Raw genomic sequence first — 22,349 nt, 5'->3', positions numbered from 1 at the left:
GCATTTTTAAAGGAGTTTTGAAAGGTTATAAATCCCAAAGGCGCTCATACTTAGCCCGCAAAGGAGATGAAAAACGCGCCTTTTTTGGCTCAAAAATCCTATAAAGCTTGAGGCAAAAAGGCTAAAAGGCAGCATTACGCACATTGTGCCAAGCCCAAAGACGCCCATTACTGCGATCCCACCAAGTGCGCTCTGCGTGCTAAGCGCAGTAAGCAAAAAATAATACACAATCCCGCAAGGCAAGATTCCATTAAGCATACCAAGTGTGAAAAAAGAAAACGCACTTTGTGAGTGCAAGAGCCTTGAAAACAGCGCAGAAAATCGAGGGAATGCGTGAATCTGTGGCTCAAAAAAGCGCAGAAGGCGAGGGGCGAAAATAAAGCAAAGCCCAAAAAGCACAAGAAGGCTATTTAGCGCAAATAACAGCGCGCTTTTATACTGCAAAATCGCGCTAAAGCCCATACCAAGCGCGCCAGCAAATGCGCCTAAAATCATATAGCTACAAATGCGCCCAAAAATATAAAGGCAATGCGCGCGCAGTTGGTGAAAAAGCGCGGGTTGTGTGGGTTGCGCGGGAATCTTTGTAGAGGAGGAAATCTGTGTGATGGGTGCATTTGTAGGGGAGGGCGTGGCAGAAGAGTTTGCGGGTGTGTTTGCAGTGGCGTTTGTGCTGGAGAGTTTCGTACTTGTATAGGCAAGCACAAGTCCGCCACACATTCCCACGCAATGCCCTAGCGCGCTTAAAAACGCGATACTAAAAACGCTCAAAAGCTCGATATATGCCATTTTACGCCCTTTTTATTTTAAGGCAAAATCTGCGCGGATTTAGAGTCTAAGGCGTCTTCTAGGCTTATCACATCGCCATTTTTAAGCGCGCCTAGTGTGATATTTTTGCCATCTTTGCGTAATTGCACGAAGCCCTGTGCGATGAGATTTTGCGGATTTTTGGAATTGAGTGCGTATTGTAAAGACTGCAAAAGTGCGAGTTTTTGCGCGTGGATTTTTGGAATCTGTATTTTTAATTCCGCCATTAGAGATTCTAAATCGCGCGATTTTTCCTGCAGTAGCGCGTTCATTTGAGTATCAAGCATTGTTTTTAGATTTTTAAGATTTTCATTTTGCAAGGCATTTTTAGATTCAAAACTTTGCGCGTGCAAAAGGGCTTTTAAATTTTGCAATTGAGAGTTTTTCCCCGCCAAAGTCCGCAAAAAGCTTGTGGATAGAGAATCTAGCATTTCATCAACGCGCAAAAGCCACTCTTCTTTATCCGGCAAAAGTAGTTCCATCGCCCCGCTAGGCGTTGGTGCGCGCATATCCGCCACAAAATCAGAAATCACCACATCGCTTTCATGCCCCACCGCGCTAATAATCGGCGTGCGTGCGTTGAAAATCGCTTCTGCTACGCATTCAGTATTAAACGCCCATAAATCCTCGATACTTCCCCCGCCACGCCCTATAATCATCACATCAAAGGCGTTTTTCGTGCCAAAAAAGCTATCGATATATGCAATGTTGCGCGCGATAGATTCTGGCGCGCTATCGCCTTGCACGAGTGTATCAAGGAGGGAGATTTGGCAGAGATTCCAGCGTTTTGAAGCGATTTTTAGCATATCATGCACTGCCGCACCGCTTAGAGAAGTGAGAATGGCGATTTTGTGCGGGAATCTTGGCAGTGGCGTGGCTTTGTCAAAATAGCCCTTTTCTTTTAACCGCGCCTTTAGCTGCTCATACGCAAGGATAAGCTCGCCTAAGCCTTCAATGCTTAAATTCACGCATTGGATTTGGTATTCCCCACGCGGGACATAGAGGCTCAAGCTTCCGTGCGCGATGACTTTCAAGCCATTTTCAAGTTTAAATTTCACATTTCTTGCATTGCCTTTAAATAACACACAGCGGATTTGAGAATCTTTATCTTTGAGGCTAAAATACACATGCCCGCTAGAATGGATTGTGAGATTGCTTATCTCGCCTCTTATGCTTACTTGCAAAAAGTTGCTTTCAATCAGCGCCTTGATTTGGGTATTTAGCTCGCTTACGCTTAGTGTCATTACGCGCTAGCCTCGCTTTTTGATATTAAGCTTTTTCTTATATTCATTCATCACAGATTCAAATTTGCTCAAAAAGAAGGGATTTTGTCCGCTCATATAATCCACAAGCATCGCAAGTTGCTTGTTGCTTAGGTGCGTTACTGCGCGCGAGCATACTTCGTTAAACGCCTCATCATCATTGCTGTAAATACTCTCTTGCAAGGCAGAAGAATATTTAAGAAACATTTTTTTGTCTTGTTCCTCTTGGCGGTTGTATTCAAGAATCTCATCATACATTTCTTGGAGCTTTGGCAAGGGCGTTTCTTTCAAATATTCTTTTGTGTAAAGCCCGGTTAGCGCCATGAGCTTTGAGACAAGCTCGAGCTTTTCTGGCGTGTTGTTGTAGTAGTCTTTGTAGGTGTCATTGAGGAGCTCTGGCATAAATTCTTTCATCACAAAAAGCTTCGTGCGCGCCATGCTAAGAATCTGCTCTTTTGTCAGCGGATCAGCGAGCTTTTCTATCGTCTTGTGAAGTGCGTTTAAATCCTCTCTTTGGCGCTCATAATGTTCTTTTAACATCTTAAATTCCTGCTTTGGCAGTTCTTTAAGATAACTTTCAATTTGTGAAAGCAATTTTTCTTGTAAAAGATGATAAGCAATGTGCGAGATTCTCTGCATTTTGTGCGCGGATTGATTTTTTGCCACGATTGCTAGCATATCATTGACTTCGACAACATCAAACTTTTCATAGCCTTCCATAAGGACTTGCAATAGCGCCACGACATCTTTCACACAGGATTTGAGCTTTTGCTTGTAGGTGTTGATTTCATCAGAATCCAAAAACGACGAGGAAATTTTATTCGTTTTATTTTCGCTATTATTTTGCAAAAATGCGCTTAAAAATTGCTTTGTGATTTTCTCATACGCTTTTTTTATCTCGCTTGTAGGCAGGGCTTGCAATTGCTCTGGGGTGTAGCCGTGCGATTGCAAGAGGAGTTCCATTGTTTGGCGATTAATATCAAGCACTAGATTAGTCCTTGTAAGTGATTATTTTTGAGCGCATAATGCACGCACAGCGCGTCGATATGCTCTCTCTCATCATGCACGCGCAGGATTTCTGCACCATTTTGCAATCCTAGCAAATGCAGTGCCAAAGTCGCGCTCAAGCGATTTTGCGCGTCTTTATCTATCAGCTCGCCAAGTGTGCTTTTGCGACTAGCGCCAAGCAAAAGTGGATAACCAAAATGCTTGAAATGGCTTAGGTGGCTTATAAGCGCGAGATTCTGCTCTTTTGTTTTTGCAAAGCCAAAGCCAATATCTAAAATGATTTTTTCCCCGCCAGCGTTTAGAATCTCCTCGATTTTTTGCGTGAAAAAGTCATCAATTTCGCTAAAGAGATTCTTATACTGCGTTTTTTGTTGCATATTTTTTGGCGTGCCTTTTGAGTGCATAAGAAGCGCGATTGAGCCAAATGAAGCGTTGATTTTTGCCATGTCTTTGTGCTTAAATCCGCTCACATCATTAATGATTGAAAAGTGAGAATCTAGCGCAAATGCCGCAGTTTGCGGATTGTAGGTATCGATGCTGAAAAGCGCGTGTTTGTAGAGATTCTGTGATTTTATTTCAGCGCAAATTTCCCTAAGGCGCGCAATTTCTACGCTAGATTCTATTATTTCAGAACCCGGACGCGAGCTAGCCGCGCCAATGTCAATAAACTTCACGCCAAGCTCAAGCAATTCATACACGCGCTTAATTGCTTGTTGCGCGTTCTTGCGACTTCCTTCATAAAAGCTATCAGGCGTGACATTGATGATTGCCATGATATTTTGGCACGCTTGTTTTTTGAGATTTTCACTTGCAAGCGCATTTGAGCCTTGCGCGCGGTTTTGGGCAGAATCTTGCGCGAGATTCTGCATAGGTGCGAGATTTTGTATAGATGAAAGAATATCTTTTAGCGTGCAAAAAACCTTTGGTTTGAGATGAGATTGCAGGATTTTAGCAAGTTCTTTTAAGCCAAAGTCTTGCTTTGTGAGCTTTTGACTTAAGCGCGCTAGATTTGTCTTTGAGCCAAAAAGTAGCCCGATTTTTTTGCCTTTGTAGAGAATCTGTTTCTTTGGGCTGGCGTATTCTGCGCCCACGCTTAGGGCTTCTTGCTTTAAAATCGCACTTGCAATGTAGCTTAAATCGCTCACCTCAAAATACAGCGTTTCTATTTTTTGGGACATAATTTTTTCGCCCATTTTTTCCGCACCTACGCGCTTGAGTGCATTTTGTGCGTGAGTGGGGCAGAGGGCTAGCGCATTCATAGCTTTTTCCTAGCACTTGCTAGCGCGCGCACTTTTAAAAGAAGTGGAAGAAAAATATAGCTTTCTTTCACAAAACTATCTGCTTGCTTTATGGCATTATCAAAGGCTTTTAAATCGCGCTCTTTAAGGCTTATACGCGCTTTGTGCAGGGCAAAAAGGAGGGATTGTACATGTTCTTTGACTTCATGCACGCTTTTATTTTGCTTGTCGCATTGCTGCAAAAAGTCATAAATCACGCCAAGGCTTAGGTTATTAACATTAAGTTCAAAATAGGGGAGCTTTTTAGAATCTTTGTGGATTGTCGTCCTAAGGCGCGAAATGATGGTTGGCAAAATGGCATTTTTACTCGGGGCGATAAGGATAAACTTCGTCTTAACCGGTGGTTCTTCTAGGATTTTTAGCAACGCATTTTGAGCCTCTATGCGGTATTTTGGCGCGCAAAGTATGAGCGTTTTTGTCTGCGCGCTTGCCATGTAGCTCTGTGCGATGACTTCGCGTGCATCATCGATTTTGAATTCTAATTCCTTGCCATTGTCATCTTTTGGGTGAAAGATTTTGAGATATTCTTTGCTGATATCTTGTGTGAGCGTGGCGATGAGGCTTTCAGATTCTGCGCTTATGTGGAGCTCGCCGATGAAAAAATCTTGGTTTTGAGAATCTATTTGCGTGGAATCTGCCATTTTGCGCCCTCTTTATATTTTTTGCCTTTTTACGCTTCTAGCGTGAGCTGTCCTAGCATTGCCGCACACAGGGCTTTTTCAAAAAGTTTGTAGAGTTGCAAAAGTTTATAATCAAGCAATTCATCAACCGAGCTTAGAGAAAAACAATGTGGCATTTGCTCATCTAAAAGCCACACAAAAGAATTTTCTTGCGCAAGTGCAAACTGCCCCCGCGCGGTTTTTTTGCCAATATACCAAAGCGCGTAATTTTTATTAAAAGAATTTTCTAGCATTTTAGAAATCGCCAAAAACCCCCTGTCTTCAGAATCCCTATGCACGGAATCTATCATAAACCCAAGGGAGCTCACTTCAAAAATAGGAAAAAATGGGCGCGTTTTGTTTGGCATATTGATATTTTGCGCGATGTAGCGCGTGAGCCATTCAAACTTTAAATCACTTAGCAAAATAAAGCTTCCGCGCGCGAAAAGATGGCGTAGCGCTTGACGGAAAAGCGGCACAAGATCAAGTCTGCGTTCCTCAAGCCAGCCACTCATAATGCCCTTATTATCCTCTTGTCTAATCGCCTTAATAAGCCAAGTATCGAGAATCTCCATAATTTTAGCAATCCTTTATTTGTCCAAATGATACACATCATGTAGCGTGCGCACCGCAAGTTCAGCGTATTTGATATTTACGATCATTGAAATTTTTATCTCGCTTGTGCCAATCATCATAATATTGATATTATCCTTTGCAAGCGCGTTAAATGCGGCACTTGCCACGCCTGTATGGGATTTCATACCAACGCCCACGATTGAAACCTTTGCGATATCGCAATCATACTCGATACTTTCCACATCATCTTTAAAGCGCTCTAGCACCTTTTTTGCAAGTTCGACTTCAGTTTGGGGAATTGTAAAGTCAATATCTGTCTTGCCATCGCGCCCTATGGTTTGGACGATCATATCGACATTGATATTGCTTTGAGCTAAGATTCCAAAGATTTCTGCCGCGATACCCGGGCGATCAAGCACATCAGCGATACTCACCCTCGCTTGATTTTTATCTAACGCCACACCGCTAACGATAGGCTTTTCCATTATATCCTCCTCATTTGTGATTAGCGTGCCTTCATTTTGGCTAAACGAGCTTTTTGACACCAGCTTGACATTGAGCTTTTTTGCAAGCTCTACGGATCGATTGAGCAGGACTTTTGCACCCATAGAAGCGAGCTCTAGCATTTCATCGTAGCTGATTTTTTCTATCTTTTTGGCTTTAGATTCTATGCGTGGATCGGTGGTGTAGATCCCATCGACATCGGAATAAATCTCGCATTTATCAGCCTTGAGCGCGCCAGCTAGCGCCACTGCGCTTAAATCACTTCCACCGCGCCCAAGTGTGGTAACCTCTCCATTTTCATCAACACCTTGGAATCCCGCTACCACCACAACATAGCCTTTTTTTATGAGCTCTTCGATGTTTTGCGTTTGAATGTATTTAATGCGCGCTTTTGTATGTGTGGATTCTGTGATAATGCCTGCACCACGCCCGCTTAGGCTTATAGCTTTGATACCTTTTGCATTAAGCGCAATGGCTAAAAGTGCGCTTGTGATGCGCTCCCCGGCACTTAGCGCCATATCAAGTTCCCTACTTTCGGGCAATGTGCTAAAAAAATGCGCGTATTCTAAAAGCCTATCAGTCTCCCCGCTCATCGCAGAGACGACAACTACAAGCGCGCAATTTTTTTGCTCCTTAGTCTGTATAATGCGTTCAGCGACATTTTGAATCCTCTGGCAATCGCCCATACTTGTGCCGCCATATTTTTGCACGATTAGCATAGATTGTGTTCCTTAGGTTGCAGTTTTGGTAAAACAAAAACGCTAATAATAGACAAAAAATGCTTAAAAAGCATTAATAATTGTATCGCCTTTGTGCGAGTAAATCGCACTTGGGCTCCGCTCCGCTTCGCGCGCATATTTGGCATTTTTTGGTTGATTAGATTCCGTGGATTCTGTAACGCCGTTTGGCTGTTTGGGGATCTTTGTGGATTGCTTCGGATTTTATAGAATCCTCGCAATGACAAAAAACCCTCCGTCATTGCGAGCGTAGCGAAGCAATCTATTTTTGAGGAATTGCACTAAGGATTCCCAAAAGCAAATTTTTATACAATTGCCTAGATTTTTTGGAATTTGCAATGCCCTAAACTTCACGCACAAGGATTTTCAATGACAAAACCCCTAGCAAATAAAGCCCGCCACCTTATTCGCACGAGTGATTTTAGCACGCAAGAGATTTTGGATATTTTTCAAAAAGCCCTGCATTACAAATCGCTTATCCCAACGCAAACGCCCACGCATTTTCCGCTGAAAAATAAAAAAGTCATTACGATTTTTTTTGAAAATTCCACGCGCACGCTAAGTAGCTTTGAGCTGGCGGTGAAAAATTTGGGGGGCGAGATTTTGCGCCTTGATGTTTCGCGTAGCTCGACAGCTAAGGGCGAGACGATTTCTGACACAGCTGCAAACCTCAATGCGATGAATCCAAATGCGATTATTATCCGTCACAAAAACGCTGGGGCAGGGTATTATCTAAGCTCTAAGGTGAATTGTCCTATTCTCAATGGTGGCGATGGCGCGCATTCTCACCCGACGCAGGCACTGCTTGATTTGCTAACGATTATTGAGCATTTTTGTTTTGATTCTAAGAATCTGCATTCCCAAAATGCAGGCGCGGATTCTGCAGATTCTGCGGATTTTAAAGGTGGAATAAGCAACTGCCTAGAAATTTTAAAGGGCAAAAAAATCGCCATTGTCGGGGATATCATCAATTCTCGCGTGGCAAATAGCAATATCGAGCTTTTGAGCCGCTTTGGCATGGAGGTGATTTTGGTGGCACCTCCGCATTTTTTGCCTAGCACTTCGTTGCGCGTGAGCGATGATTTGAAGGCGATTGCTAAGGAAGTTGATGTGATAATGAGCTTGCGCACGCAAACTGAGCGCCATAATCAAGTGATTTATGGTTCTTTGAAAGATTATGCGCATAAATTTTGCGTGAGCAAGGAGATTTTAGGTGATAATAAATGTATAGTCCTGCACCCCGGACCTGTGCATAGGAATATCGATATCGATGATGAAGTCCTCAAAGATCCGCGTTCCAAGGTGCTAGAGCAGGTGACAAATGGCGTGTGTGTGCGCATGGCGGTGCTTGATTTTTTGATTCGCTAGATTGCGCGCTTTTGCATGCCTTATTCGATATAAAGCAAAATGTTTTTATGTGTCTCTCACTTAAAAGTCGCGCTTTTCACTTCCCTTCGCAATCTCTCAAACCCACGATAATGCTTTTAAAGCTCATATTGTTGGGTTTTTAAGCTTTTATTAATTTCTCATGCAACGCGTGGGCGCAGAGGATTCCATCTTTTATCGCCCATACGACTAGACTTTGCCCACTGCGCGCATCTCCGCACGCATAGATTTTGGGATTACTCGTGGCGTAGGCATGCGTTTGTATATTGGTGCGTTTATCAAGCGCTATGCCAAAGTTTTTGCTCAAATTATCTTCCGCGCCGCTAAAGCCCATCGCCAAAAGCACCAAATCTGCTTTGTATTCTTTCTCACTTCCCTTTACCTCGCTACTTACGCGCTTGCCAGATTCTATGCTCCAGCGCAAATCGCACGCCACCACGCCACTTACTTTACCATTTTTACCGACAAATTTTTTGGTGAGTTTTTGGTATTGACGCGGATCGTTGCCAAAGTGCGCGATGGCTTCTTTAAGCCCATAATCCGTGCTAAATGTCTGCTTTTTCAAAGGCCATGGGTTTGAGCTTGGGCGAGAATCCGGGCGTTTGGGGCTTCGCTCAAAGCGCGTGATGGATTTTGCCCCTTGTCTAAGCGCTACCGCCACGCAATCCACGCTCGTATCGCCACTTCCGATGATGAGCACATTTTTGCCCTTTGCTAATTCCGCGCCTTTGTGAGAATCTAGCAAGCTTTTGGTGCTAAGGGTGAGAAAATCAAGTGCAAACATTACGCCTTCTAGCTCCCTGCCCTCAATCTGCAGGTCGATAGGCTTGCTCGCACCTGTGGCTAGCACCACCGCGTCATATTTTTGTTCCAGCTCTTGGGCTTTTTTGGGCGTGTCGATGTTTTGGCTAAGTTTAAACTCTATCTCGCTTTGACGCAAAATCTCAATCCTGCGCTCCACAAAGCTTTTTTCAAGCTTCATATCCGGGATCCCATACATCAAAAGCCCGCCCGCGCGATCACTGCGCTCATACACCACCACGCTATGTCCCTGCGCGTTAAGCTCCCACGCGCACGCCAGTCCCGCAGGTCCGCTACCGATGATCGCTATCTTTTTACCACTGCGTTTTTTGGGGATATATGGCTTCACAAGCCCGGCAGAGAAGGCATTTTCGATGATTGCAAGCTCGTTGTTTTTTATCGTCACGCTATCGGTATTTATCGCGCACACGCAAGAATCCTCGCAGGGTGCGGGGCAGATTTTGCCCGTAAAATCGGGGAATGGATTAGTAAGACTTAGCCTATCATACGCCTCGCCCCACAGCCCGCGATAGATGAGATCATTCCACTCAGGGATAAGATTTTGTAGCGGACAGCCCACCTCACCACCGCTGATGCGCTCGGCTTTTTCCTCCACGCAACCAATCGCGCCATGATTTGCAGAGTGTGATTCTTGCGCGTATCGTGCATCGTGCGCGGTTTGAAACGCTGTTTGCATGGGATTTTGCTCGATTTTTTGCCCTTGCGCGATAATGCCCGTTTGACAAAACGCCACTCCACAATTCATACAGCGCCCGCCCTGAAGCTCTTGCACGCTTTTTGCTAGCGGTTTGTAAAACTCTTTATAGTTTTCGATGCGCTTTTGTGGCGCGATCGTCTCCAAATCCTCTCTTTTATAGTCTAAAAATCCGCGTGGATTACCCATTCTTGCCTCCTTTAGTATAAAATTTCAAATCGCTAATTTTAGATTCTATAGTTTTCCTATTAGATTCTAGTTCTTTTAGCCTATTTATGGATATATTTATAAAATCTTTTTCTTTTTCTATGCCAATAAATTTCCTGCCCAAAATATTTGCCGCTATTCCTGTAGTGGAGCTGCCGCTAAATGGATCGCAGATTATGCTATTTTCATCACTCGCCATAAGAAGCAGTCGCACGAGCAGATTTAGGGGTTTTTGTGTAGGGTGCTTGCCACAAGTCTTTTCCCATGGTGCTATCGCTGGGAAACTCCATACATCGCGCATTTGCTTGTCGTCATTAATTTTTTTCAATAATTCATAATTAAATATATGCTTGTGTTTTGGACTTTTGCGCGCCCAAATAATCTGCTCGGTAGAATGCGTGAGATATCTACAACTAAAATTTGGCGGAGGGTTGGTTTTTTGCCATGTAATGATATTTAATATTTTAAAATTGAGCTTTTGCAAAGTGCGTCCGAGAGAAAAAATATTATGATATGTGCCGCTAATCAAAATACTTCCTGTGTCTTTGAGCGCGATTTTTGCGTTACTTATCCAGCACTCATTAAATGCATCGATATCATCTATATTTTCGCCCTTGTCCCATTCGCCCTTATTTACGCTAACTACCTTGCCGCTTTGTATAGTCAAGCCATCATTTGAAAGGAAATAAGGTGGATCTGCAAAAATAAGATCCACTTTATTTTTTAATAAAGGCAGAATCTCATTACAATCACCTTGATAAAGACTAAACAAGGAATCTTTGCTGATGAAAGTTTCTATTGGGATTCTAGCGTTCATTTTTTACCTTTGCGACAAAATCATTAAGATTGCCTAGATTGTAAATTTCAACGCTTTTGTAAGCTTCTGCTAATTTATTTTTAGATTCTAGCCAGCCTTGTCCATCAGTTATCCAAATAAATTCATAATCAGCAAATCGCTCAAACTTTGTCCCAAGCTCTTGATATGCCCTTGCTGTTTCATTTAGCTTGCTGCCACCGCTTGTGTAAAAATTGCATTCCAAAAAATAAATCTTTTTTGCACCAAAAATTACAAAGTCAAATTTTTTAATATCATCACCAAAAGCCTCGTGCAAACGCGGAAAATCTTTGATATTTACTTGCTCTTTGAGGTTAAGTTGATTGTCTCTAAAAATTTGTGATAAATATGCTTCCATAGTGCTGCCACTACGATTTTTTCGTGCATTGCTATCAAGCCCCACTTCTATCCCAAAGACAAAGTCATTTAAATCTTTAATATCCCCACGAGTAAAAATATCAACAAGCCCACTTTTGCATAAAAAATCAAAAACACTATCTGCATTTTTCAAATAGCTATCCAAGCGACACTGCGCACCACTAGAATCTAAAACCATACTGCTACCATCTCGCACAGCAAGCAGCAAATACAACACGCCAAATGCCTTTGGATATTCATCAAAAAGTAAGGCAATATGTGCTTTTATAGAATCCTTGTCTTTACCTAAAAGAAAATTAAGATGATTTAGGCAAATACGGATTTTATTGACATTCTCTAGGCACTTTTCCCAATCCACAAAAAAACCAAGCCCACGATTGCTGGCTTTGAGTGTGTTTAAAAAATGGCTAAATTCAAGGGTATTTTTCATTTTTTTCGCTTTATTTTATGTGTTTCTCTTTGAGATATTTTTCAAGTTCGTCATCATCTAAGACTTTGTCAAAGCTTAAATTTATCTCGCCTATATTTTTATAGTGTGCTTTTATTTTGCGATTTATATCGTTAATAAAGTCTTTGAAATCGCTATTATTTCGCACCAAAACATCGATAGTTTCGACATCTAAAGCTTCAGGTTCTCGCGCTTGTATTAGAATCTGTGAGCTTGCTATGTCACTTTCAAGCTTTATAAGCCCTATACCAAAGCTAGCATTAAGCCGCCTAAGCACCGATAACACTTCGCTATCGACTTCCTCATACACGACTAGATAGCCCTCATTCGCCCAGCTAGAGTTTGATACCGCTTGAAAATAACATTCTTTGAGATTACTAAAATTTAGCGCAATTTTTAGCTCAAAAGAGTAAAGTCTATAATCTGGCCTATCAATATTTTGAAGTAATTCCAAAGTCTCATTTTTATAACTTCCAAAAGGAAAGGAAACAGCGACAATATCAGGATGATCCCACTTGTTCTTACCGCTGACGCTTTTGGTGCTTTTTTCATGGTAAATCGTTTTTGCATAAGCATTAAATTCGCTCTCATATAAAAATTTCACAAGCAGAGGGTGCAAATCGCGCTCGGTAAATTTTTCTTTTGTTGGCTTTTGTGTTGATGATTCTTGTATAAGTTGCTCGGGTTTTTTGTTGTCTAGTTCAGCAATTCTACTTTTTAACCAAAAGGTATTTGGTTGCTTTGATACGATAACAAAAATTGATTTCTCGCCTTTTTTTATGTTGCCATAAAGTATTGCGGCAAGAGTTTGGCTAGGTGTTTTTCCAAGGTTTTGAAGCTTTTTGTCTATACTTTGCCTTGTGATTTCATTCCAAATTTGCGTAAAGGTAAGCGGTTTTTCCGCTTTTGTCATTACTTCTTGTGCTGCCTGCAAATAAGTTAATTTTTCTGCCATTTTTTATTCCTTATTTTTTGCCTCTTTTTTAGAATCTAGATTCTACTTACTCCCCTTTGTTATCACCTCAAATGCCGCAAGTTCTGGGTCGGATTCATTTTTACAAGATTCTAGTGCTTTAAGCGCGCGCTCATAATCGCGTGGCATTACCTTAAAAAAGTCGTTTTTGTTAAAGCGCTCTAGCACCTCGCGCGCCTTTTTTGACTGCGTGTAGGCGATATGCGTTTCAAGCCACGCACGCACCTCTTTTTCATCATCTTTGTTTAACACGCGGATATCCACTAGCTCGGTGTTGATACGCGGGATATTGTGCTGTCCGAGAATGTATGCGTAGCCCCCGCTCATGCCCGCTGCGAAGTTTTCGCCCACATCGCCAAGCACGAGCACGCGCCCGCCGGTCATATACTCACACCCATGCACGCCCATGCCTAGCACGACGGCACTTACACCAGAATTTCGCACACAGAAGCGTTCCCCCGCGATTCCATCAAGATACACTTCGCCTGCACTCGCGCCATAGAGGCAGGCATTCCCCACGATGATATTTTCTTCCGCGCTAAAGGTGGATTCCGGCGCGCTTTTGGCGATGATTTTCCCGCCACTTAGTCCCTTGCCTAAATAGTCGTTTGCATCGCCGATGATTTCTAGGCGGATTCCGTGATTTAAAAACGCGCCAAAGCTGTTGCCCGCATTGCCAATGGCAGTGATTTGTATGCTGTCTTCTTCTAAGCCCTTTGCGCCGTAGGTTTTGGTGATTTCACTTGAAAGTGTGGTGGCAAAGGTACGGCTTAGGTTGCTGACTTCTAGGGCGAGCTTGATTTTTTTGCCTTGACTTAGCGCGCGCGTGCATAGCGGAAGTAGCACGCGAGAATCTAGCGTTTTTTCTAGCTTATTATCTTTGAAGCCCTTGAAATGCACCGCGCTTTTGTTGTAAGTGCTTAGATCTTGTATCATGCGATCCAAGTTGATATTGCTAGCTTTGCCGGTGAGTGGTTTTTGGCGAAGTTTATCCACGCGCCCCACCATCTCATCGACACTTCTAAAGCCAAGCTTTGCCATATATTCGCGCAATTCCTGCGCGATGAAGCGCATAAAATTCATCACATGTTCAGGCTTACCTTTAAACCTATCGCGCAACTCTTTGTCCTGCGTGGCGATACCAAAAGGGCAGGTGTTGAGATGGCACACGCGCATCATCGTGCAGCCCACCACCATAAGAGGCGCGGTGGCAAAGCCAAACTCCTCCGCGCCAAGCAATGCCGCCACTGCCAAATCGCGCCCGCTTAGAAGCTTGCCATCAGTTTCGATTCTCACCCTATCGCGCAAACCATTTAAGATAAGCGTTTGGTGTGTCTCTGCAAGTCCTAGCTCCCAAGGGATCCCGGCATTTGCGATACTTGTGCGCGGGCTCGCACCCGTGCCACCATCATAGCCAGAGACTAGGATAATGTTCGCCCCAGCCTTTGCCACGCCCGCCGCCACGGTGCCAATGCCAGATTCTGCCACAAGCTTGACAGAGATTTGCGCGCTTGTGTTGGCGTTTTTGAGATCATAGATGAGTTGCGCGAGATCCTCGATAGAGTAGATGTCGTGGTGCGGAGGAGGGGAGATGAGCGTGACGCCGGGCGTGCTGTGGCGCGCGCGTGCGATCCATGGATACACTTTAAAGCCCGGAAGTTGCCCGCCTTCGCCCGGTTTCGCGCCTTGCGCGACTTTGATTTGCAATTCTTTTGCATTGACAAGATATTCGATATCCACGCCAAAGCGCCCGCTTGCGACTTGCTTTATCGCGCTTGATTTAGAATCTCCATTTGCCAAAGGTGCGTAACGCTCGGGATTTTCCCCACCTTCACCAGAATTGCTCTTGCCACCTAGGCGATTCATTGCTATTGCTAAGCATTCATGCGCTTCTTTTGAAATAGAGCCATAACTCATCGCGCCAGTTTTGAAGCGCTTTACAATAGAATCCACGCTCTCAACTTCCTCTATCCCAATCGCCTGCGTGGTATCAAACTCGAGGCAGTCACGCAAACTTACAAGCTTAGAATCCACAAGGTTTGTGTATTCTTTAAACAGCGCATAATCCCCGCGCCGACAAGATTCTTGCAGTTTGAAAATCACAAGCGGATCAAGCAAATGCTCTTCTTTCCCCGCGCGCCAATTATGCAAGCCTTTGGAATCAAGGGCTCGCGTGGTGGATTCAAACGCACTTTTATGCACGCGTGCATAATCACTTGCAATTTCCTCTAAGCCAATGCCTTCAATCTTGCTAGGCGTGGAGGTGAAGTATTTTTCTATCACGCTAGATTTGATGCCCACGCATTCAAAGATTTGCGCGCCATTGTAGCTTTGCATCGTGGAGATTCCCATTTTGGAGGCGATTTTGACGATACCGCCCATGCTCGCGTGTATGTAGTTTTCCACCGCTTGCTTGTAGCTTATGCCTAAATCATTGCGCGTGATGAGCGCGTTTATGCTTTCATACACGAGGTAGGGGCACACAGCAGTTGCGCCATAGCCTAGCAAGCAAGCTAAGTGGTGGATTTCGCGCGGTTCGGCGGATTCTATCACAAGGCTTGCATGTGTGCGACGATTGCAACGCACGAGGTAATTATGAAGCCCAGATACCGCTAGCAGTGAAGGGATCGCGCTTTGCTCCTCATTCACGCCCCTATCGCTTAGGATTAGGATTGACACGCCTTTTTCGATTTCTTTTAATGCCTTTTCAAAAAGCGCCTCAAGCGCGGATTCTAAACTTTGCTTTTTGTGTGAAAATGTAAGATTTAATCGCGCGACTTTGAAGCCTTTGAGATTTTCAATCTTATAAAGTTCCTCGTTGCTGATGATTGGCTGGGCGAGTTTCACGCGCTTGCAGTTGCTCTCATTTGGTTGCAATAGATTACCCTCGCGTCCGAGGTAGATTCTCTGGCTTGTGACGATTTCCTCGCGTATGGCATCAAGTGGCGGGTTGGTGACTTGCGCGAAAAGTTGCTTGAAGTAATTAAAAAGATTTTGCGGTTTTGGATCTAATATTGCTAAAGGCGTATCTATCCCCATGGCAGCGAGACTTTCCTTGCCATTTTGCGCCATTGGCAGCACACTTTGAGACACCTCATCATAGCTCCAGCCAAAGGCTTTTTGCAAGCGTAATAAACTTTCAGAATCCAAAAATTCCTCTTTAAAGCCCTTAGATTCTAGCTTTTCTAGTTTGATAAGATTTTCTAGCCATTTGCTGTAGGGCTTTGCGTTGGCGTATTGACTTTTTAGCTCCTCATCAGAGACAAGTCGCCCGCGCGCGGTATCCACAAGCAGGATTTTGCCCGGCTCCAAGCGCTTTTTGGCTAGGATATTGCTTTCATCAAGCTTTAGTGCGCCTGTTTCGCTAGCAAGGATCAAAAAATTATCCTTAGTAATATAGTAGCGCGAAGGGCGGAATCCATTCCTATCAAGGCTCGCGCCCATCATCACGCCATCAGTAAAAATAATCGCCGCAGGTCCGTCCCACGGCTCCATAAGGGTAGAGTGGTATTCATAAAAGGCGCGCTTTTTGGGATCGATATTTTCATTTTTGCTCCATGGTTCTGGGATCATCATCATAAAGGCTTCTTCAAGGCTTCGTCCATTGAGGCTCAAAAACTCCAGCGTATTATCAAACATCGCAGAATCTGAACTCGGCTTTGCAATGATAGGGAAAACCGCGCTCAAATCATCGAAATATTCACTCTTGCAAAGCCCTTGTCTTGCGGTGATTCCATCGACATTGCCTTTGATGGTGTTTATCTCGCCATTATGCGCCATGTAGCGATTTGGGTGTGCGCGCTCCCAGCTAGGGAAAGTGTTGGTTGAGAATCTAGAATGCACCAGTGCAATGGCACTTTTAAGATTCACATCTTTAAAATCTAGGTAAAAATCGCTAAGTTGCGTTGAAAGCAACATTCCCTTATATACAATCGTGCGTGAGGAAAACGAGCAGATATAAAACTTCGGCACATTGAGCGCGCGCTTTTCTATCGTGCGCCTTGCGAGATAAAGCTTGCGCTCAAACTCTAAGCCACGCGCGCTATCCTTTGGACGCGCGACAAAGGCTTGTAAAAAGTAAGGCATCGCATTGCGCGCGCTTTGCCCGATATCGCTTGGGTTGTAAGGCACTGCGCGAAATCCGAGAAATTGCAGATTCTGCTCTTGCAAAACCTCTAGGAAAATCCTCTTGCCTTCTTCTTTTGCCTCGTAATTTGATGAGAGAAAAATCTGCGCCACCGCATAATCACCCTCTTTTGGCAAGGTAAATCCCAGCTCCTGCGTGGCAAAAAATTCATGTGGAATCTGTATCAAAATCCCAGCACCATCGCCGCTATTCTCCTCTGCACCTGCACCACCGCGATGCTCTAGCTGCATGAGAATCTTTAGCGCATCATCGATGACTTTGTAAGATTTTATCCCCTTGATATTCACCACCGCGCCAATCCCGCAAGAATCATGCTCAAAACGTGGTTCATAAAGCCCGATATGCTTAGATTCTAAGGAGTTTATGTTTTTAGATTCTAGAGGGCTAGATTCTAGCGGATTTGCGCTTGTGCTTTGCTCTGTGTTTTTATCAAAATTGTGCTGGCTCATTTTCTCTCCTTAAGGTTGTGTTGGTTTATTTGTGGCGGTTTGTAGGAATTTGCTTATCGCATTATAAAGGCTCTTTTTTATATCTGCTGGCTCCATATTTGGCAGCTCCATATTTGATGATTCTATATAGTCGCCTGTGTCGGATTTATAAAGAATTTTCTTAGTGGAATTTATTTTGTAATAAAAAGTGTATGTGTCGGTTTTTGTTGTGTGAGTTGTTGTGTAGGTTATTGTGCTGGTTGTCTGGGCAAGGGCATTTTGCGCCATGCCTTGCAGGCAAAATAAACAAAATGCACTAAAAAATTTCCTTCGTGTTGTTGTCATTTGTTGCAAAATCCTTCTTTTGTGGGAATCCATGCGGGAATCCCAGCGCGCGATTATTTCACTTTTTCTAAATATTCCCCACTTTCGGTATTAACGCGGATTGTCTCGCCTTCTAATACATGGAAAGGGATTTGCACCACTGCGCCTGTTTCAAGCGTAGCGGGCTTTTTACCAGCTGATGAAGTGTCACCTTTGAAGTTTGGCGCGGTTTCGATGATTTTTAGCTCGACAACTTGTGGCGCATCGACAGAGATCGCCTTGTCATTGTGGAAAAGCACCTGCACGCTCACGCCATCGATGATCCACTTCCCAGCATCGCCCACCTGCGCCTCGCTAAGCGCGACTTGCTCATAAGTTTCATTATCCATAAATTGATAGGTTTCGCCATCATGGTAGAGGTATTGCATTGTTTTTTCTTGCAAGTTTGGCTCATCGCACTTATCGCCCGCGTGGAAAGTTTTCTCAATCACCTTGCCATCTAAAAATGATTTGATTTTAGCACGCACAAACGCCGCTCCCTTGCCGGGTTTGACATGTTGATACTCTACGATTCTATAAGGAATCTTGTCAATTTCTATTTTTAAGCCTTTTTTTAATTCACTCATACCGATAGCCATATTCGCTCCTTAAGGGATTTATTTGGTTTTTAAGGCGCGCATTATAGCAAAATCCTTTTTCAATGCAAAGATTTAAGGGGGAAAATTTATTACTAATTTTAGTCGTTGCTTTATAAAGTTGCTGTTTTTGATGAAATTTGGTTGCGGGGGACGGATTTGAACCGCCGACCTTTGGGTTATGAGCCCAACGAGCTACCGGACTGCTCTACCCCGCGTTATTTGAAAAGAAAAATTAAGGATACTTAATTTTGGAGAGTTTGAAAAGCCTTGAAAATGGCTGGGGTAAAAGGATTCGAACCTCTGAATGCCTGGACCAAAACCAGGTGCCTTACCGCTTGGCGATACCCCAATCTTTAGTAAAAAAAGCGTGATTATAATAGTTTCAGAATCAAAAGTCAAGTTTTAGAAATGATTTTAGGGAAATTTAAATATTGAAATTACCAAAACCTGTCAGCATTTTTTCAAAATTTTACCATTTTGAAGCACTTTAGCATTTTGAGGTAGAAATAATTTTTGCATTCCACTATTATGCGTGCGTTATTTTAAAATCTTAAAAGGAATTCGCATGTCAAGCAATGTAAAAACAACTAAACCTCCGCACAAAAAAGGCTTGCCGCGCCTTTTTGAGCTAAGCGCGGCTAAGAGGGGCACGATTATTTTTTCCTCGATTTTTTCCGCACTTGCTAGCCTTGTGGCACTCGCGCCATATTTTGCAAGTTATTTGATAGTGTGTGAGTTTATCACCTATGCTGAGAATCTAGAAGGCGTGGATAGGGGCTATATCCTCACTCTTGGGCTTTGCGCGCTTGGTGGTGTGGTGGCAAGCATGCTTTTAAATGGCGCGGCTTTCACCCTTAGCCACTTTGCCGCGTATAGAATCCTCTACAATCTCCGACTAGCCCTTAGTAGGCATTTAGCGCTTTTACCACTTGGATTTTTCACCTCCACGAGCAAAGGCGAGATTCACAAGACTTTGCAAGAAAATGTCGAGTTGATAGAAAATTTCATCGCGCATAAGATTCCAGAATTCATTCAAGCAGTGGTTGGCGCGGTGGCTATATTTATTTTGTTTTTTGTGATTGATTGGCGTTTGGCGCTGGTGTGTGTGGGCGTGTATGTGGTGGCGATGGGCGTGCAGTTTAGCGTGTATGGGAAAGATGGCGCGAAAAAGGAGATAAAGCGTTTTTTTGATTCATTAGAGCGTATAAATGCCTCTAGCATTGAGTTTGTGCGTGCGATGCCGATTGTGAAAATGTTTAGCAAAAGTATTTTTAGCTTTCAAGCCTTTAGCCACAATGTGCGCGACTACCGCGACTACACGCTTGGTTTTGCGAAAAGATGTATGCCTTCTTATAATGTATTTTTGGTGTTTATTAATAGTTTTGTGCTGTTTGTGTTGCCTGTGGGTGTGGCGATTATCGCGCAAGATCCGCAAGATATTGTGTTTGATTTGACTTTGTTTTGCGTGATTATCTTTAGCACCGCGCTTATTGCGCCATTGCTAAAAATCTCAAATCTTTCGCGCTCTTTAATGCAGATAAATGAAGGCGTGGAGCGCATAGATAAGATTTTTAGCACTCAACCTTTGGCTCAAAGTGAGAATCCAAAAATGCCAAAAGACTTTAGTATCGAGTTTAAAAATGTGAGTTTTGGCTATAAAAGGCGCGGGAATGTGGAATCTAGCGTAGATTCTGCAGATTCTAAAGAATCTAGTGCGGAATCCACAGCAGATTCTGGCGCGCTTCATAATATCAGCTTCCGCGTAGAATCTGGACAAAGCCTTGCAATTATCGGGCGTAGCGGAAGTGGGAAAAGCACTATTTTATCGCTCATCGCGCGCTTTTATGATGTGGAGAGCGGGAGTATTCTTATTGGTGGCGTGGATATTAGGGAGATGAGCGAAAAAAGCCTTATGGATTGCCTTAGTATGGTGTTTCAAGAGAGCTTTTTATTTCGAGATTCTCTCAAAGAAAATGTGCGCGCTGGGAGCTTTGAAGCGAGCGAAGAAGAGATTTTGCAAGCGCTAAAACTCGCGCAATGCGAAGAGATTTTGCAAAAATTTAGCTTAGATTCTATCATCGGACAGAGCATGGATTTAAGCGGAGGCGAGGCGCAACGCATAAACATAGCGCGCGCTTTTGTTAAAAATTCCCCCATTTTGCTACTTGACGAAATCACCTCTAGCCTTGATGTGGAAAATGAGCGCAAAATCACGCGTGCCTTAGAATCGCTCAAAGCACACAAAACCACGATTTTGGTAAGCCATAAGCTAAATTCAATCATCAACGCAGATAACATTCTACTTTTAGACAAAGGGCGGATTCTCGCCTTTGGCACGCATGCAAAGCTTATGGAATCTAGCAAAGAATACAAGGCGTTTTATGAGCTCTATAAAGACACTGCAAAATGGCAGATTCACAATTAAAAAGGAGAGAATATGTGGCAAATGTTGCAAGAAATCACGCTAGGGAATGTGAGGCATTTTTACAAATCGCTTTTTTGGAGTAGTGTCAGCGAGATGGTAAATTTTGCGGGGATTTTTATTGTATTTGTGTTTTGTGCGAAGTTTTTGGCGCCATATTTGGGCGGGAGTGCGCCTAGCATTTTTGAGCTGTGGGTGATTTGCGCGATTGGATTTGTATATATGGCGATAAGCTTTCTTGTCGCAATCCCTGCGTATAAAAATAACTATGTAAGCGCGTATGAGCAAAGCGCCAGCGGGAGACTCAATCTTGCCGAGCACATTAGGCGCCTGCCTTTGGGCTTTTTGGAACGTAGCAATCCCGCGCGCCTTTCGCATAGCTTGATGAAAGATTTTTCAAATTTAGAAACCGCTAATAGCCACTTGCTTCCGCAAATGTTTGGCGCGTTGGTGGTGAGTTTTGTGGTGTTTATCGCGCTTGTTTGTTATCATTGGCAAATGGCGCTAAGCTTCTTTCTTTGCGTGCCTTTGGCGTTTATCATACTTGTTTGCGTGAGAAAGCTTGCGAAATATTTGAGCGATAAGCATCTAAGCGCGATTTTAAATGCGTCAAATCATTTGAATGAATATATCGATGGCATCGCAACGATAAAGGCGCATAATATGGCGGGGGAAAAGTTTGCGCGCTTGGAGAAGGCGTTTGAAAACTTACGGAAAGAAAGCATACGCATAGAAGTGGGGCTTATGCCTTTTGCGCTGGCGGTTTTATCCTGTATGGGCGCAGGAGTGGGCATTATGGTGCTTGTTGGGCGTGAATTTTTGCTCAATGGGGATTTGAGCGTGATTGAATATTTGGGATTTATTTTGATTGGTTCAAAGGCGTTTGTGCCATTGCTGACTTTTAGTATTAACTTTTTTGAGTTGCAGTATTTCTCGCGCAGTGAGAAAAATATCCGCGAGCTTTTGGGGGAACCGCAAATGAGCGGGAGTGATACGCAGATCCCAAAAGGAAATGAAATAGTGCTAAAAAATATAAGCTTTGGCTATGAAAAAGACGCGCCTGTGCTAAAAAATATCTCTCTTGCAATCCCAGAGCGTAGTAGTGTGGCGATTGTTGGCAAAAGTGGCAGCGGGAAAAGCACGCTAGTAAAGCTCATCGCGCGCTTTTATGATATGGATCGTGGCGTCATAGAAATAGGTGATGCGAAAAATGGCTATAAAAATATAGCGAGCCTTGAGCCTGAAGCACTGATGAAAAAATTTTCTATGGTGTTTCAAGATGTGTATCTTTTCGCAAATAGTGTGGAATCTAATGTTGCCTTTGGCAGGGAAAATGCCGATAAAGGCGAGATTCTAAACGCGTTAAAAAAGGCAAGTGCGCTGGAGTTTGTGGAGGCATTGCCAGAAGGTGAAAAAACGCCGGTGGGTGAAGGTGGCTCAAGCCTAAGTGGAGGCGAAAAGCAGAGAATCTCCATCGCGCGTTGTATTATTAAAGATTCCCCAATCGTGCTGCTTGATGAAATCACCTCTAGCCTTGATGTGTATAATGAATTTGCCATGCAACAGGCTATCAACGAGCTAGCGCGTGATAAAAGCGTCATCATCATCGCGCATAAGCTCAAATCCATCATAAGCTGTGATAAAATCGTGCTTTTAGATAATGGCGAAATCAAAGAATGCGGCACACACGAGGAACTGCTAAAACAAAACGGCTTCTACAAAAAAATGTGGGAAGAGGAAAGCAAAGGGGCGTAAAGAATCTAATTTTTATCTTTTTTGGTATATTTCTTAATTGTTGC

At 43.5% G+C, this 22,349-nt stretch carries 17 protein-coding genes and 2 tRNA genes; 3 read left to right on the top strand and 16 right to left on the bottom strand.

From position 1 onward, the window contains the following. Window positions 1–6 precede the first annotated feature (6 nt). From CQA49_RS06355 to CQA49_RS06325, 7 genes are read right to left on the bottom strand one after another with little or no spacing between them, the layout of a single operon-like run. A complete protein-coding gene (locus CQA49_RS06355) occupies window positions 7–786 on the bottom strand; it encodes a sulfite exporter TauE/SafE family protein (RefSeq protein WP_115575128.1) in 780 nt (259 codons plus the stop codon). A gap of 17 nt (window positions 787–803) precedes the next feature. Next, the gene (xseA, locus tag CQA49_RS06350; protein WP_115575127.1) at window positions 804–2,048 is read right to left on the bottom strand and encodes an exodeoxyribonuclease VII large subunit; all 1,245 of its coding nucleotides are present in this window, start codon (window positions 2,046–2,048) and stop codon (window positions 804–806) included. Between the two features lie 6 nt (window positions 2,049–2,054). Beyond that, window positions 2,055–3,053, bottom strand: coding sequence for a hypothetical protein (locus CQA49_RS06345; protein ID WP_115575126.1), 999 nt, complete (start codon window positions 3,051–3,053; stop codon window positions 2,055–2,057). Next, window positions 3,053–4,333, bottom strand: a complete 1,281-nt coding sequence (gene folP, locus CQA49_RS06340) for a dihydropteroate synthase (protein WP_115575125.1) — start codon at window positions 4,331–4,333, stop codon at window positions 3,053–3,055. The genes CQA49_RS06345 and folP overlap by 1 nt, the downstream gene beginning before the upstream one ends. Next, complete coding sequence (locus CQA49_RS06335; protein ID WP_115575124.1) at window positions 4,330–5,013, bottom strand: DNA polymerase III subunit delta'; 684 nt, start codon at window positions 5,011–5,013, stop codon at window positions 4,330–4,332. The genes folP and CQA49_RS06335 overlap by 4 nt, the downstream gene beginning before the upstream one ends. A 29-nt stretch (window positions 5,014–5,042) precedes the next feature. Beyond that, window positions 5,043–5,606 carry a HobA family DNA replication regulator gene (locus CQA49_RS06330; RefSeq protein ID WP_115575123.1) on the bottom strand — a complete coding sequence of 188 codons (564 nt, stop codon included), beginning with the start codon at window positions 5,604–5,606 and terminating at the stop codon, window positions 5,043–5,045. Between the two features lie 15 nt (window positions 5,607–5,621). Beyond that, window positions 5,622–6,830, bottom strand: a complete 1,209-nt coding sequence (locus CQA49_RS06325) for an aspartate kinase (RefSeq protein WP_115575122.1) — start codon at window positions 6,828–6,830, stop codon at window positions 5,622–5,624. 387 nt (window positions 6,831–7,217) lie between these two features. On the opposite strand from CQA49_RS06325, the gene CQA49_RS06320 reads away from it, so the two are divergent. Continuing rightward, a complete protein-coding gene (locus CQA49_RS06320; protein WP_115575121.1) occupies window positions 7,218–8,216 on the top strand; it encodes an aspartate carbamoyltransferase catalytic subunit in 999 nt (332 codons plus the stop codon). Window positions 8,217–8,355: 139 nt separating this feature from the next. On the opposite strand, the gene CQA49_RS06315 is transcribed toward CQA49_RS06320, so the two are convergent. The 9 genes from CQA49_RS06315 to CQA49_RS06275 all read right to left on the bottom strand — a co-directional run bounded on the left by CQA49_RS06315 (window position 8,356) and on the right by CQA49_RS06275 (window position 18,477). Next, a complete protein-coding gene (locus CQA49_RS06315) occupies window positions 8,356–9,939 on the bottom strand; it encodes a glutamate synthase subunit beta (RefSeq protein ID WP_115575120.1) in 1,584 nt (527 codons plus the stop codon). Next, entirely contained in the window at window positions 9,932–10,774 is an 843-nt protein-coding gene (locus tag CQA49_RS06310) for a site-specific DNA-methyltransferase (RefSeq protein WP_115575119.1), read from the bottom strand. The genes CQA49_RS06315 and CQA49_RS06310 overlap by 8 nt, the downstream gene beginning before the upstream one ends. Further along, window positions 10,764–11,600: a type II restriction endonuclease gene (locus CQA49_RS06305; protein WP_115575118.1), complete on the bottom strand. Its 837-nt coding sequence runs from the start codon at window positions 11,598–11,600 to the stop codon at window positions 10,764–10,766. Before CQA49_RS06305 ends, CQA49_RS06310 begins: the two co-directional genes overlap by 11 nt. Before the next feature lie 10 nt (window positions 11,601–11,610). Continuing rightward, on the bottom strand, window positions 11,611–12,573 hold the full coding sequence (locus CQA49_RS06300) for an HTH domain-containing protein (protein WP_115575117.1): 963 nt from the start codon (window positions 12,571–12,573) through the stop codon (window positions 11,611–11,613). A 42-nt stretch (window positions 12,574–12,615) separates the two neighbouring features. Then, window positions 12,616–17,187, bottom strand: a complete 4,572-nt coding sequence (gene gltB / locus CQA49_RS06295) for a glutamate synthase large subunit (protein ID WP_115575116.1) — start codon at window positions 17,185–17,187, stop codon at window positions 12,616–12,618. 9 nt (window positions 17,188–17,196) lie between these two features. Further along, window positions 17,197–17,511: a hypothetical protein gene (locus CQA49_RS06290; protein ID WP_115575115.1), complete on the bottom strand. Its 315-nt coding sequence runs from the start codon at window positions 17,509–17,511 to the stop codon at window positions 17,197–17,199. Between the two features lie 53 nt (window positions 17,512–17,564). Then, the gene (gene efp / locus CQA49_RS06285; RefSeq protein ID WP_115575114.1) at window positions 17,565–18,128 is read right to left on the bottom strand and encodes an elongation factor P; all 564 of its coding nucleotides are present in this window, start codon (window positions 18,126–18,128) and stop codon (window positions 17,565–17,567) included. 138 nt (window positions 18,129–18,266) lie between these two features. Next, a tRNA-Met gene (locus CQA49_RS06280) sits at window positions 18,267–18,343 on the bottom strand. A gap of 59 nt (window positions 18,344–18,402) precedes the next feature. After that, window positions 18,403–18,477, bottom strand: a tRNA-Gln gene (locus CQA49_RS06275). A 216-nt stretch (window positions 18,478–18,693) separates the two neighbouring features. Here CQA49_RS06275 and CQA49_RS06270 point away from each other — a divergent pair. Beyond that, window positions 18,694–20,553, top strand: a complete 1,860-nt coding sequence (locus tag CQA49_RS06270) for an ABC transporter ATP-binding protein (RefSeq protein ID WP_115575113.1) — start codon at window positions 18,694–18,696, stop codon at window positions 20,551–20,553. Between the two features lie 12 nt (window positions 20,554–20,565). Further along, complete coding sequence (locus CQA49_RS06265; protein ID WP_115575112.1) at window positions 20,566–22,305, top strand: ABC transporter ATP-binding protein; 1,740 nt, start codon at window positions 20,566–20,568, stop codon at window positions 22,303–22,305. The last annotated feature ends 44 nt before the right edge of the window (window positions 22,306–22,349 follow it).

Origin of the sequence: Helicobacter sp. MIT 00-7814 (assembly GCF_003364115.1) — a bacterium.
Lineage (GTDB): Bacteria > Campylobacterota > Campylobacteria > Campylobacterales > Helicobacteraceae > Helicobacter_F.
Note: the sequence above shows the minus strand (reverse complement) of the source record. Positions and strands in the feature narration are given on the sequence as shown.

Coding starts and splice junctions, on each gene's coding strand:
- CQA49_RS06355 (WP_115575128.1), bottom strand. CDS start 786: ATGGCATATATCGAGCTTTTGAGCGTTTTTAGTATCGCGTTTTTAAGC.
- xseA (WP_115575127.1), bottom strand. CDS start 2,048: ATGACACTAAGCGTAAGCGAGCTAAATACCCAAATCAAGGCGCTGATT.
- folP (WP_115575125.1), bottom strand. CDS start 4,333: ATGAATGCGCTAGCCCTCTGCCCCACTCACGCACAAAATGCACTCAAG.
- CQA49_RS06335 (WP_115575124.1), bottom strand. CDS start 5,013: ATGGCAGATTCCACGCAAATAGATTCTCAAAACCAAGATTTTTTCATC.
- CQA49_RS06330 (WP_115575123.1), bottom strand. CDS start 5,606: ATGGAGATTCTCGATACTTGGCTTATTAAGGCGATTAGACAAGAGGAT.
- CQA49_RS06325 (WP_115575122.1), bottom strand. CDS start 6,830: ATGCTAATCGTGCAAAAATATGGCGGCACAAGTATGGGCGATTGCCAG.
- CQA49_RS06320 (WP_115575121.1), top strand. CDS start 7,218: ATGACAAAACCCCTAGCAAATAAAGCCCGCCACCTTATTCGCACGAGT.
- CQA49_RS06315 (WP_115575120.1), bottom strand. CDS start 9,939: ATGGGTAATCCACGCGGATTTTTAGACTATAAAAGAGAGGATTTGGAG.
- CQA49_RS06310 (WP_115575119.1), bottom strand. CDS start 10,774: ATGAACGCTAGAATCCCAATAGAAACTTTCATCAGCAAAGATTCCTTG.
- CQA49_RS06305 (WP_115575118.1), bottom strand. CDS start 11,600: ATGAAAAATACCCTTGAATTTAGCCATTTTTTAAACACACTCAAAGCC.
- CQA49_RS06300 (WP_115575117.1), bottom strand. CDS start 12,573: ATGGCAGAAAAATTAACTTATTTGCAGGCAGCACAAGAAGTAATGACA.
- gltB (WP_115575116.1), bottom strand. CDS start 17,187: ATGAGCCAGCACAATTTTGATAAAAACACAGAGCAAAGCACAAGCGCA.
- CQA49_RS06290 (WP_115575115.1), bottom strand. CDS start 17,511: ATGACAACAACACGAAGGAAATTTTTTAGTGCATTTTGTTTATTTTGC.
- efp (WP_115575114.1), bottom strand. CDS start 18,128: ATGGCTATCGGTATGAGTGAATTAAAAAAAGGCTTAAAAATAGAAATT.
- CQA49_RS06270 (WP_115575113.1), top strand. CDS start 18,694: ATGTCAAGCAATGTAAAAACAACTAAACCTCCGCACAAAAAAGGCTTG.
- CQA49_RS06265 (WP_115575112.1), top strand. CDS start 20,566: ATGTGGCAAATGTTGCAAGAAATCACGCTAGGGAATGTGAGGCATTTT.